Annotated in this window: 7 protein-coding genes; 2 read left to right on the top strand and 5 right to left on the bottom strand. The window is 44.8% G+C overall.

What is annotated here, in order from left to right; genetic code table 11:
- The first annotated feature begins 253 nt into the window (after nucleotides 1–253).
- Both Q1B11_RS00165 and Q1B11_RS00160 read left to right on the top strand, forming a co-directional pair.
- Nucleotides 254–1,390, top strand: coding sequence for a branched-chain amino acid ABC transporter substrate-binding protein (locus Q1B11_RS00165; protein ID WP_299725475.1), 1,137 nt, complete (start codon nucleotides 254–256; stop codon nucleotides 1,388–1,390).
- A gap of 344 nt (nucleotides 1,391–1,734) precedes the next feature.
- Complete coding sequence (locus Q1B11_RS00160) at nucleotides 1,735–2,646, top strand: HAD-IIA family hydrolase (protein WP_299725472.1); 912 nt, start codon at nucleotides 1,735–1,737, stop codon at nucleotides 2,644–2,646.
- A gap of 18 nt (nucleotides 2,647–2,664) precedes the next feature.
- Here the strand turns inward: Q1B11_RS00160 and Q1B11_RS00155 are convergent, their stop codons facing one another.
- The 5 genes from Q1B11_RS00155 to Q1B11_RS00135 all read right to left on the bottom strand — a co-directional run bounded on the left by Q1B11_RS00155 (nucleotide 2,665) and on the right by Q1B11_RS00135 (nucleotide 13,196).
- Entirely contained in the window at nucleotides 2,665–9,651 is a 6,987-nt protein-coding gene (locus tag Q1B11_RS00155; protein ID WP_299725469.1) for a hypothetical protein, read from the bottom strand.
- 710 nt (nucleotides 9,652–10,361) lie between these two features.
- The gene (gene murA, locus Q1B11_RS00150; protein ID WP_299725466.1) at nucleotides 10,362–11,624 is read right to left on the bottom strand and encodes a UDP-N-acetylglucosamine 1-carboxyvinyltransferase; all 1,263 of its coding nucleotides are present in this window, start codon (nucleotides 11,622–11,624) and stop codon (nucleotides 10,362–10,364) included.
- A 10-nt stretch (nucleotides 11,625–11,634) separates the two neighbouring features.
- The gene (locus tag Q1B11_RS00145) at nucleotides 11,635–11,886 is read right to left on the bottom strand and encodes a BolA/IbaG family iron-sulfur metabolism protein (protein ID WP_067516962.1); all 252 of its coding nucleotides are present in this window, start codon (nucleotides 11,884–11,886) and stop codon (nucleotides 11,635–11,637) included.
- 306 nt (nucleotides 11,887–12,192) lie between these two features.
- On the bottom strand, nucleotides 12,193–12,504 hold the full coding sequence (locus Q1B11_RS00140; protein WP_067516960.1) for an STAS domain-containing protein: 312 nt from the start codon (nucleotides 12,502–12,504) through the stop codon (nucleotides 12,193–12,195).
- Nucleotides 12,501–13,196, bottom strand: coding sequence for an ABC transporter substrate-binding protein (locus tag Q1B11_RS00135; RefSeq protein WP_299725456.1), 696 nt, complete (start codon nucleotides 13,194–13,196; stop codon nucleotides 12,501–12,503). Before Q1B11_RS00135 ends, Q1B11_RS00140 begins: the two co-directional genes overlap by 4 nt.
- Nucleotides 13,197–13,200 lie beyond the last annotated feature (4 nt).

The raw sequence follows: 13,200 nt of genomic DNA, 5'->3' as shown, positions 1-13,200 counted from the left end.
TATTGCAACTTTCAACACTCCTTTCTGGTTTCCCCTTCATCAAAGCTATCTTTGCTGCGTACTGAGCAACCAATCAACATTAATAACCTTGTGTTTTCTCTATTTTTCTTCAAAAAACATTTCATATCACTGGAATGGCTGTAAAAAATCTTTAATATGACTAGGGCTTGGATTTGTTGATGTCTTGCTGAGTGACCAAGACTCTCAACGGCACATCAACAGACCCGAATAACAACAATAACGAGTGACTGACATGCTGAAACCATTCAATAAGACCTTTAATAAGAGCGTGGCTGTCTTGACTGCTGCTATTGCCCTGAGCAGTGCGTCAATCGCATCCGCTGCTGACACCATCAAAATTGCCCTGGCAGGCCCGGTTACCGGTCCGGTAGCTCAGTATGGCGATATGCAATTCGTCGGCGCTAAAATGGCTATTGAGCAAATCAACAAAGCTGGCGGTATCAATGGCAAGAGTCTTGAAGCGGTTGTCTATGATGACGCTTGTGACCCAAAGCAGGCCGTTGCCGTGGCCAACAAAATCGTTAATGACGATATCCGTTTTGTGGTAGGCCACCTGTGCTCATCTTCCACTCAGCCAGCGTCCGACATCTACGAAGATGAAGGCGTTCTGATGATCACTGCTGCCTCTACCAGCCCGGATATCACCACCCGCGGTTATCAACTGATATTCAGAACCATCGGTCTGGACAGCATGCAGGGACCAACCGCTGCTGGCTATATCACCAACGCCATCAAACCCACCAAGATGGCCATCATCCATGACAAGCAACAGTATGGTGAAGGTCTGGCTTCCAGTGTTCGTGACGGCGTAACCGCTGCCGGTATCGACGTAGCTCTGTACGAAGGCGTAACCGCTGGCGATAAAGACTTCTCTGCCCTGATTGCCAAGCTGAAAAAAGAAGGTGTGGACTTTGTTTACTACGGTGGTTATCACCCAGAGCTCGGCCTGATTCTGCGTCAAAGTGCTGAAAAAGGCCTTGATGTGAAATTCATGGGCCCAGAAGGTGTGGGTAACAAAGACATTTCCGCCATCGCCGGTGAAGCCTCTGAAGGCCTGCTGGTCACTCTGCCAAAGAGTTTCGATCAGGACCCTGCCAACGCTCGTTTGGTTGAAGCATTCAAAGCCAAAGAAGAAGACCCAACCGGTCCTTTCGTATTCCCGGCTTACTCTGCAGTACAGGTTATGGCTGATGGCATGACTCTGGCTTCCAGCGAAGACCCGGAAAAAGTAGCCGCTACCCTGCGCGCCAACAACTTCAAGACACCTACTGGTGAACTTGGCTTTGATGGCAAAGGCGACCTGAAAGACTTCAGTTTTGTGGTTTATGAGTGGCACTCAGACGGTACCAAGACTGCACTGACTAACTAATAATATCTATCCTCCACCGATGGTGGAGGATTTCACTTAGACCCACCTCTCTTAATACCGCCTTCTCGCCTCTAAGTACCCGATCATATGAAATCGAATATTTCTGGCTCAGTGGGTAGTTACTATGCAAGGCGCATCGAAGTGAGCATAGCCGTAGCTATGTGGTCGTAGATGTAACGCTGCAGAGTGGCTGACCACTGAGCCAGAAAATATGGTTTCGTATGGTTGGGTACTTAAGATCTCATTTCTCTTTTTACCAGTTCTTATCGTAACCAATACAGGGTTTGATATAATCCGCGCCAGCGAAGACCTATATTCAAATGACTTAGCTTCAGGCAAATACAATGATCGTTCTTGAGCCAGACCTACTGAATTCTTATTACTCCAGGCATCTTGACTGGTATCCAGCGATCAAAAAACCTGCAACACCAGCAAAATTCATTGCCGGTCTGGCAGATATCACAAATTTTTTCGACCTGATTCTTTTAGACTCTTACGGCGTACTTTGCCGTGGAAATACACCGATTGAAGGCGCACCTGAAGCCATTCAATTACTGCGTGCACGTAATATTCCGTTCTGTATTGTTTCAAACGACACCATGACCAATAAAAGCACTGCTGCAGAAAAATACAAAAGTCGTGGCTTTGACTTTACCAGCAATGAGGTGCTGACCAGTCTGGATATTACTGAAGCGTTTCTGCAAAAGAACCCTGTCTCCAGTAATGTGGGCGTTATAGCGCCGATGGAGCACCCATCTGATGCACTACTAAAAGACAGCGCTCGCTTAAACCATCTGATGGGTCATATCCCAGACAATGTTGATACATTGCTGTTTATAACGGGTACCGGCTGGACCAGTGAGATGCAGGAAGGTCTGGTGAACTCTGCAAAAGGTCGTCAGTTCGAATTACTGGTGGGCAACCCCGATATTGGCGCTCCCTACGGAGACAAAGTTCTGGCCACGCCGGGCTACTTTTTAATGGATTTTGTTGAGCGGACCCATCAAGTTGCCAAGCCAGTACTCTTTGGAAAACCTGATCAGGCTATTTTCTCAGATGTATTCAAAAGCCATGGTATCTCTGCCCCATCAAGAGTATTGATGGTTGGCGATACGCTGTACACAGACATTTTGGGTGGAAATGCAATGGGCTTTAAGACTTTACTGCTTCAATGTGGAGTGTACTCAGGTCAAAATATCGAGCAGTTAATTACTGAAACCGGGATACAACCAGACTTTGTTGCGCCGCACTTATAATAACAGCTCCTTCTGAAATCAGGCTCTCAGTTGAGCCTGTTGGGGTAACTCATTTTCAGTATCATTATCTGCCGAGAATAAGGACGATACACCATCAGCAGAAAATAAGTCACTGGATGGACCTTCAGCCCCTTCATCTGATACGTCAGACTCTGATGAGTAACCTCCTTCACTATCATCATCGGAATCTCCTCCGAGATCAGAGAGATTGCCAACATCTGAAACATCGCTTGCAATCGATCCCTTTTCAGAAGCATAGCCATCATCAGCTGAAAGCTGCCTTATAGGAACAGCAACAGAAGATAAAAACTTATCCTTAAATTCAAACGCGGGGTCCATTAGAGCAATCAGATCCGGAGGAAGAACTTCATTAATTAAACCACCATGTTTCTGAAGCTGTTTAGCTGCAATATTGCCAACCTGACTGACGAACTTCTTCTTGATAGCAACCTGCTCAATGCCTTTATAAATACAACCATCAGGACTGTTCTGGCTATTTTCATAGTACTGCAATAACGTCCCTAACTTCTCCTGCTCTTCCAATAAAGGCAGAATCATAGCCTGCTCATAAGGCTCACCCTTCTCAGGCTCAGTGATTCTTGCCTTTATAAAGTCAATAATGCCATTAGAATCCCCGGTATCACGCCCAATCTTCTGAAGCACTGACACCGCTTTTTCAGGTTCAGCAGTCGCTAATAAGGCCAATATTTTCAGGGCACTCACTCTTTGAGAGGATTTTCCTTCAATACGGGCATCTTGCAGCATGGTATAAATGACTTGCTCAGAGACAAGGCGTAGTGACCGGTTAGCCGATGGTACATGCCCTTGCCTCATATCCATAAACACGGTTTGCTTCCAGCTCTCAATACGCTTCAGTCTCTCAGCTTCACTGACATCCTGTTTATCATCAGTCTTACTGATTCCCTGTAACGCGCCCTCGTTACTTTGTTTATGAATCGATACCGGCCATGGGAAAATACTGTCAACGAATATCAGGAAGTTGAATTTACCAAGCAGCCCCTCTTCCCCTGGCTCCAATCTTGAGAAACCCGTAAACGGTATTTTGATTTTGATGGTAGAAATGAAAAACGAGAAGAAGAAGTTTGCTGCTTTCGCAAAAAAATTTAGCACTTTGTTGCCGCGTTTTTCATTAAACAATTTTGCCTTCAGCTTAAGCACATGCCCTTCTCTTAGCCTGAAAACTCCGGGGTCACAGGCCTTAATCGTATTTTTTATCATAGCGTGGCACAGCGGCTGGAAGAATGGCCGGTCACAGTCAATTTTCAGGTTATCCGTACTATCGAGATATCCCACACCATTCTTCACGATAAAACGTGCTTTTACTCGGACATCACCCACCAGCCAGTGGATTAATTTACTTTGCCTGGTCGGGTCAAAAATAAAGCTGATATCTGCATGACCATTTCTTTCATTATCCAGTTTAAGCGCCCCCTGAACCAACTTGACAATACCATCACTGGATAAGTCCAGATTCACTTCCCTTGGAGCGTGGATATTCATATCCATATACCCGGCTGGGTAATGTTTTTGAACATTGAAATCTGCTTCAACATCAGAAATGTCAAAATTAATGGCGGCTGTTGATTGATCGTAAGTCCAATAATCCTTAAAGCCACCTTTAATCTTTCCAGCTGTTATATGAGCCTTGTTTGGAAATAACTCTTTAAACAACGTAGAAGCCAAGTTTTCTGTGGTTAAAGAACCAGCAGCAGCCAGTATAGCGGCCTTTCTGAGTTTACTGTTTTCCGGTAATTGGTAATCCAGTGATACATCACTGGCACTGATCTCCAGACTATCATCCGGAGTAGGCTGGTTTGGCATTTCAAAGCTCAGCTTATCCACCCGGATAGAGCCATCAGCCATAACCTTCAGCTTTGCCTTGATGTTTTCAAAGCTGTCTCCATTAATTATCAGGCGATCAACATACATGCCTTCTTCAGCCTTTCCACCCAGCGCCTTATACAATTCGACTTTCTGAATTAAAAAACACAGGACTTTTGGCAGCTCTTTCGGGATACAAGTCTTTTTACCAATAGAGACGACACCTTCTGTCATCTTTTCAAGATCAAACGTCTCAGGAATGGCTTGAGCAACCTTTTCCGCAAGCTCGCTTACATCCATCTGATCGACTTTTCGAGCAGCATTCAACAGTGCCACGTTTCTGATTTCCTCATGAATGACCGGTGCTGCAGCATCAATCATTTGATCCCCATGAGAAGATAGCTCGGCTACCATTGCTTCACGATTCTGTTTACTCCAGTCAGAGAGCGATTGGACAACCTGATGGCTGACTTCCTTCATCAACGGTTTAACCAGAGGCTTAACCATCGGTTTAATACCAAGACGAACAGACTCAACATCGCCACCAATCTTTTCAGCAATCTCTGCAGCAGCCGCACTGGTCACCAACTTCGTCACCAACTTAGTAACCGTCTTTTCAAGGCTGCTCACCAGAGGGTTGATCAGCTGCTTCACATTTTCATCGTTCTTTTGCCAATCCAGTGCAATGTCGAGCGCTTCTGTCTGAGCCAGCCTCAGCGTATTTTTCATTTGTTCTTTAATGCCGGGGACCACTTCATCCCAGATTTCATCCTGATGTTTACCAATCCAACTTCCGCCCTTGGCACATATATGATCCATGGCATTTTTTGCAAACTGCTGCAACAGTGGGATAGGTAAAGCCGGGTTGTCTCCAGCAAGTGCACCAATCTTACTGTCCACGCTGGCAAAGCTTTTCTGTATCACACCGTTAATCGATGTCGAGAGGTTTCTTCCTAATTTCTCAACATTGAAGCCTTTATCTTTTTTGCCATCCTCATTTTCATCAGGGGTGAGGCCATTGACGATTTCGCCTCGAATTTCTGTCAGACCTTCTTTGCTCGATAGGTAGGCAACCAGGCTATCCGTATTCTCATTTATTAACGTATCCAGATGCTGGGACACATTATTTTCGACATGTAATCTAATGGCTTCCGTTACTTTTTTACGGTTAGCATCCTCAGGGCCTGCTGTTTTCTCAACACCTTTGAATACAGCAACACTCACCAACCTGTTCGCAATAGTCTGCGCATGCCGTTTAACAGCAGGAACGACTGCAGGCTTATTTTTCGCAATAAGTCTGGCGACTTTACGAGTCAGCTTTGTCACACCGTTGGCAAATTGCTGAATCAGCTCACTCTTATACTTGCTGAAGATGTAATTATTTTCATTCTGAGCTGCTGGCGCTTTTTCTGAAGCCTGTTTCGCCTTCTCGGATTCTGCTTTCAGACGATCTGCTAATCCCTGAACACCCGCCCTCTCTTGAGGGGCTATTCCCGAATCTTTCTGAAAGGCTTTAAATTCTCTATTTCCGTTTAAATACAATTGCTCTGATAAATCAGCAAGCTGTTTGAGCTCCTGTAACCTTTTGTTTGCCTCAACATCATGCCGGTCACCAGCAACGCTGAAAATAGGGCGAGGCTTTTGTTTTGCTTCCAGATAATTTTTCTTGTGCAGGTCAGCCACACTTTGAAGCTGTCTTAATGCTTCCTGCTTGTGAACATGCCTGTTCTGCAGGTCCGCAGACGATTGCAATGTCTTCAGGCGATCTCTGGTCACAGTCAATAACTCATGCTCAGATGCTACGACCAACCTTTCAATGCATTCCTGTGCCTCACTACTTCTGGAATCAACATCATCTGCCCATTGAACCAGGCTATTCAATTGAATGTCTACAGCCTCACCAAACACCTTATGAACATTATCACTGATGAATGGAGAAATTCTTGCAATATCTACGGCTCTAGGGGGCTGACCGGTCGCACCCATCAACAATTTATGGGCAATAAAATCAGTCACTATTGGTCGCAGAGCAGGTTCCATTCTGGCAACCAAACGAGTTCTGTTCTCCTGCTGATTAAGCCATTTCACCGACTCTTTTAGTGCCTTTTTCAATTCGTTAACTACAGCTTTATGCACAGGAATCTGGAGGCCTTTAAACCATTTATCATCCATATCGGGGGCTATTCGATTTAATAATGTTGCCCCCTTCTCACACTCTTTACTCAAGGCATCCAAAATGACCGTTTCAATAGCATTGGCTACCAGAGGGTGAGATAAAAATTGATTATCGAGTTTGAGATGACTGAATTCATTGGCTTTATCTGCAGCAAAGCCCGCTAAGCCTATATCGACTTTCTCATTAAGCACCGGCTTTAATTGCTTTTGAAGATATGCCTCCAGTGTCAAGGGTGGCTGCTGATCTTTCTCTATTGCATCCTTTTTATCACCCAGCCCCGCTATGGTTTTTCTGACAAGACCTTCAGGACTCAGTTGCTCTTCTACAAACCCAGCAGTTTGATCCAGAAGGATGCCTGCAAATTGATGTACCAGTAGAGGTGAAAGATGACGCTCAAAACTTTTTTCAATACGCTTTGCATCCTTACCATTCTTGTTCCCCACCTGACTATCAACCCATTGAGCAACCGTGGTCATCGCTTCTGACGTAACCACTTTCAAGGATGATTCCAGTACGTTCTGAATTGTTGCTCTGCTGGCTTTAAAAGCATCCAGTACATCATTTACCGACGCAGCAGCACTTTTGCCTAAAGCAACAAGGTCTGCTTGTCTGTATTGGTAAGGCTCATCATGAGTTGCTGTAGCTTCTGTAGCGGCTGTCTCTTGTACCGCTTGCTCAGCTTGCTGACTATTTGCAGCCATTTCTGCTGTCGCATTTTTTATCTGTAATTTGTCTTCTGACTTAGCTGTTTGTGATTGCAACCTGCCTGCAAAGCGATTAAATCCTTGATCATTTTCTTCACAGTCTTCGGCAGTGGCTTTTAATATTTCCAGCCGTTGCTCAACGGCTTCTAACAACTGCTGTTTTGATTGATCAACTAACTTTCCAAGTTCTCCTTTTATCAAGCGCTCGGTGTTATAAGCTTTCTTTTCCTCGACATCAGTCTCTGAGTCAGCATTTTCCGTAAATAATTCCTTAATACCTTCTAACTCATATTCATCTTCGTCAGGGAAGTCTCCCATCCATTGGATCGCACTATTGAGTCCCATTTGCAGCAGTGAGTCCATACAACTATCCAGAACACCCTCCAGATAATCATCAACCTTGGACCAATCAGCATCCGCAGGGTTGTACCCATCTATATACTCAGTCAGCATCAAACTGATCTGTGCTTTTGCCAGAGGCCGAAAAGCCTGTCTCAGGTTGCTGATCAGCTGACGTGCATTATTTTCTTGCTGTGCCCACTGAGTAAAACTATTTACTCCCTTCTGATAGACACTCCACAACTCTGCTTTAACGACATCAGCAAGCGGGTTGATGACTTTCTCTTTCTTGATTCGGTCAAGCTGATCTTCAGCCTTCGATAGCGATGGGTTCACCATTCCCTGAACAATCTGATCAATACCATTGGTGATGGTTTTGTTCGACAACGGGTCACTCGCTTGAAGAGCACGACTCAAACGATCAGCAGCATCTTTTGCGGAACCAGTCGTTATCTCTTCAAGCTTTGTGTAAGCAGCTGATTTGAGAGAACCAGCGGACAATGTTGAAACACCAGTTCCTTTCTGACGGTCATCAGGGCTTAGTATTCTCTCGTTGCCATCCTTACCAGCTTCTCCTGTTAAGGCCGATCTTATTTTCTCTTTCAGCTCACCGGTTTTAAATCCTTCATCCAGCCACTGAAAACCAGACTCTATTGCCTCGTGAACTTTATGCAGCAATACCTTCTTCCAAATAGGTGCCATAACGCCAGAGAACTGTTTGGCTTCTTTACTTAATTTATTACTTTTTGATGACTTTCCTGTTTGATCAACATATTGAATGCCAGTCTTAATCGATTCATCAATAACTGTCTCGACATTCGATGCTACGGTTTGCTCAACTTGCTTTTTATTCTTATGCATCGATTGAAAAAAAGGTAAAGCTGCTAAAGCAATACCATCAGCGACAGTACTCTTCATTTCAGCAGTTAGTTCATTTGAATGAGCTTCATTTGAAGGAGCTTCATTTGAAGGAGCTTCAGCTTCGCGCCATAGGTGCGCCTTTTGTATTTCCTGAGCGCCAGTGGTAATGGCACGTTTTGCTACTGGCTCCAATACATCAAGCCCTTTAGAAACATTCTCTTGCACCCATTCCTCTTTCTCAGGTAATGAAATAATAGCGGTTGCAAGTTTTTGCTTGATGAGGCTAAAGGAAGAAAAATAATCAACAAGACCCGAAACAGACCTTTGAGAGCGAGAGTCGCGTTCTTCACTTTTATAATCACTTCTGACATTTTCTAACAATAAATCAATATAATTTCTAACCGCTGCCTCCATTCTTCCATCAGCCAATTCAAAACTAAAAAGAGCATGACGGTTTTGATATTTTTTTAAAAACGACGTTTGGAGTTCTTGTCGAAATAAACTGACCAGAGAGTCAATAACCGGTTCATCTACAGATATACATTTCGCACTATCAATACCAGATTGGATGCCTGTGTTTTGGTCATTTGTAATAACAGTCACTGCATCTTTAACTGATCTTTCCAAAATATCCATAATCGCAGTGCTGAAAACTGACTTATCCAGATACAAAGGTAAACTGTGATAAAGCAACTGCCCAATGCCTGATATCTTTTCACTAACGGCATCACTAATCTCTGCTGTTTTTTTCTGTATTAGTTCACTTACAGCATATTCTAATGGATCGACAGATGAGCCTTCTTTTTTCTTCCATGCAATACCCAGAAATTCCGCAAGACTGGATTCAATAACCTCCTTAAGGGTCTCTTTATTTTCAACATTCTTCAGGCCCGACTCTGCAGCATCCAGAATAACAGGAGTTAATTTCTGATATGCGATGGCAATAGCGGTATCAACAACAATTTGACTTTGATTTTCCGTCAGATCATCACGACTATTCAGTCGATTGACAATATAACGAACTGGATTTTGCAATGCCTCGATTAAAATATCATTGAAAATATCTAGAGTTTTTCTGCGCAATAAATTTAATTCATAGTCATCGCTAATCTGATCTTGCGGATCATTTACAGTTACCTCGGTTAAATTCCGAAGGTTCGTAAACTCTTCAAGGATTTGCTCTACAATTTTTTCAGCGACTGATCCTAATATGCGCTTTGTTTCAGCAGGAGCTAAATAATCAAATGGCTTTGCAACCATCTTTTCTACTGAAGGTAAATATTTAAGAGGTGTTTTTAGCAAGCTTATGGCTTTTTCTTTAAGACTCGAACTTTGATTCGAAGTTTGCGGTTCAGAGGACTGGGATTGACTGACTAAGTCAATCTGAGCGTCCGGTGCAGGAGAGACAGCTTGAACATTACGTGATAGATGATCAGCGCTTGATGATGCGCCACTATTCTGAGAAGTGTTATTTCCTGCAGGTACAGAGTTATCTGGCTGATTACTTGCGCCCCCATTCCACCAGAGTTTTATAGTATTAATAGGATTGAATGGCACTTACTCACCTCTGCAAACATCCGATTTTAAAAGGAAAGTGCCTCTGAGTTTAGTGATCAGGCGGTTAGCATGATTAACTATCTGATGGACTTATCCATGGGAGCATACATTGATTCACGGATAAACAGCGCCCTAAAAACAAAAATAATCCGACGGCATTTTTATTAGAATGGTAATCATCAGAAAAGTTCCCCTATCTGACCAAAAGAACAGACAGGGGCGGTAAGGCAGGATAATCAGGCAGGAACGCGACGGATTTTGGCACCCAGCTGTTGCAGCTTTTCTTCAATGCACTCATAACCACGGTCAATATGATAGATTCGCTCTATCACCGTATCGCCCTCAGCAACGAGGCCAGCAATCACGAGGCTTGCAGAGGCACGAAGATCAGTCGCCATGACCGGTGCAGCATTGAGCTTCTCAACACCTTTTACGATCACGGTGTTACCTTCTACGTCCACATCCGCGCCCATACGTGTCAGTTCCTGAACGTGCATAAAGCGATTTTCGAATACGGTTTCCGTAATTCGGCCAGTACCTTCAGCGATAATGTTCAGCGCGGTAAACTGAGCCTGAATATCCGTCGGCATGGCAGGATAAGGTGCTGTTGTCAGGTTAATCGCTTTGGGGCGCTTTCCTTTCATATCCAGCTCAATCCAGTCATCACCCCACTCAACGGAGGCACCGGCTTCGCGGAGCTTCAGCAAAATAGCGTCCAGAATGTCCGGCTGGGCGTCTCGCAAGCGAACACGACCGCCAGTAGCAGCAGCGGCAATCAGATAAGTACCGGCTTCAATACGATCTGGCACTACAGAATAGGTGCAGCCATTCAGGCGCTCAACGCCCTGTACGCGGATAACATCCGTACCATGACCTTCGATCTTGGCACCCATGGTGATCAGGCATTCTGCCAAATCCACCACTTCAGGCTCACGAGCAGCGTTTTCGATAATGGTTTCACCATCTGCCAGGGTTGCTGCCATCAGGATGTTTTCGGTACCTGTCACAGTGACAGTATCCATAAAGATGTGAGCACCTTTCAGGCGATTTTTAACTTTTGCCTTGATGTACCCATCTTCGACAACAATATCCGCACCCATGGCTTCCAGACCACGAATGTGCAGGTCAACCGGACGACTGCCAATAGCACAGCCACCTGGCAGAGAGACTTCCGCCGCACCAAATTTAGCCAGCAGCGGTCCAAGCACCAGAATGGACGCACGCATGGTTTTCACCAGCTCATAGGGTGCTTTCAGTTGTTTAATGGTGCTGGCATGCACCTCAACGTTCATTTTCTCGTTGACCAGTAGTTCAACACCCATGGTGCCAAACAACTCACACATGGTGGTGATGTCATGGAGGTGAGGCAGGTTACAAACCGTTACCGGCTCATCAGCCAACAATGTTGCTGCAAGAATAGGGAGTGCAGAGTTTTTAGCACCGGACACGCGAATTTCGCCATCAAGACGCTCGCCTCCGGTGATGATCAGTTTATCCATGGTTTCTCACTTAGTGCTGGCTATCCAGTTGTCTGGCACGCTCTGCAGTGGTTAGAGCGACCATTGACACTGCATGAATGGCACCACTGGTAATGAAAGGATTCAGATGAGAGTAGATCAGCTGCTGCCGCTTTACTGGTCTCATGGCTTCAAACTGGTCGCTGATTACGGTCAGACGAAAATCACAGCCTTCGCCCTCAACCAATACTTCTGCACCCGCAATCTCTTTTTCCAGCAGCGCCTTGACCTCTTCGGCTTGCATCGTCCAACCTCTCAGGGAATTTCATTCAGGTAAAAAGTAATTGTTCAAATGCCTATGTCATTTGAACAATTACCTAAATATAAAGTGGTTTAAGTATCCGATCATATGAAATCGAAGATTTCTGGCTTAGTGGGTAGTTACTTTGCAAGGCACATCGCAGTGAGCATAGCCTTAGCTATGTGATCGAAGATGTAACGCGGCAGAGTGGCTAACCAATGAGTCAGAAAATATGATTTCATATGGTTGGGTACTTAATCAAACCGTGGAATGATACTTGACTGAGAGCGTCATGAATAGACTGAGCGCCTATTTTGCAGCGCATGTCACGCTATTAATCACATCGTGGAGACCACACACTATAGAAAGTGCATCAAGCTTGTCGGGAATATTAGCAAAACAAAGGTCTTTCTTATGTTTTTTGGCCAGCCGAGCCCAGGCCAGCATGACTGACAGCGCGGAGCTGTCAGCTTTCACGACACCGGCCAGATCAATTTCCCACCGATTCAGATCGTCTTTTAATAAAACCTTCTCACCGGCCAGAGCGATGTTGGGTGAATTATCAAAGGTGATTGAACCTGACAGTTGGAATTTGCCCGGTTCAACTCGGGTCAGCGTCATGATTTCTTTTCCGAAGCCGCGTTGCCTTCCATGATTTTAGTCCAGTTATCAATCACATACTGAACATCACCATGTTTGTTCATAGCGTCAGCAAACTGGTTACGGAACTGAATACCAATATTGATGCCATCGACAATGATGTTTCTCAGCTTCCAACGGTCATCCATGTAAACCATGGAGTAGGAAAGAGCAACAGAGGTAGTCGACGTTCTTACTGACATATCCACCGGAATCAGACGTGCCTTGCCGGCTTCATAATCTTTAAGCACTGACTCCGGAACCGTTTTCACATTTTCGATGGTTAACTGTGTATCATCGAGCTTTAACAGCGCTTTGCCATAGAAATTAATTAGACTTGATTTAAAGACCTTGGTGAACTGATCAAGTTGCTCAGCAGACACTCGTCGTGAATATTTACCCATCACGCCTTTAGCAATGGAGTCAAACGCAACCACTGGAGACAGCTGTCGATCCACCTCTGCTATAAACAGATCAACACCAGCATCACCCTGCTTTTTGTAATTGCCGATATTTTTCTCAAAGGTTGCCAGCAAATCTGTGGTAATCCGCTCCACTTCCTGCTGAGGAGATTCCAATGATGCTACAGCGCTGGATGACCACAGCACTAACGCGGCATTCATTGCCATAAAGAGCGCCATAAAAGGCTTCATGTTCACCTTCATCCATTTCATACCA

This window comes from uncultured Endozoicomonas sp., assembly GCF_947495845.1.
In the GTDB taxonomy this organism is placed as follows: Bacteria; Pseudomonadota; Gammaproteobacteria; order Pseudomonadales; family Endozoicomonadaceae; genus Endozoicomonas.
Note: the sequence above shows the minus strand (reverse complement) of the source record. Positions and strands in the feature narration are given on the sequence as shown.

Bases quoted from the DNA above. Each gene is read 5' to 3' on its own strand.
- murA (WP_299725466.1), bottom strand. From the start codon at position 11,624: ATGGATAAACTGATCATCACCGGAGGCGAGCGTCTTGATGGCGAAATT.
- Q1B11_RS00160 (WP_299725472.1), top strand. From the start codon at position 1,735: ATGATCGTTCTTGAGCCAGACCTACTGAATTCTTATTACTCCAGGCAT.
- Q1B11_RS00140 (WP_067516960.1), bottom strand. From the start codon at position 12,504: ATGACGCTGACCCGAGTTGAACCGGGCAAATTCCAACTGTCAGGTTCA.
- Q1B11_RS00135 (WP_299725456.1), bottom strand. From the start codon at position 13,196: ATGAAATGGATGAAGGTGAACATGAAGCCTTTTATGGCGCTCTTTATG.
- Q1B11_RS00145 (WP_067516962.1), bottom strand. From the start codon at position 11,886: ATGCAAGCCGAAGAGGTCAAGGCGCTGCTGGAAAAAGAGATTGCGGGT.
- Q1B11_RS00165 (WP_299725475.1), top strand. From the start codon at position 254: ATGCTGAAACCATTCAATAAGACCTTTAATAAGAGCGTGGCTGTCTTG.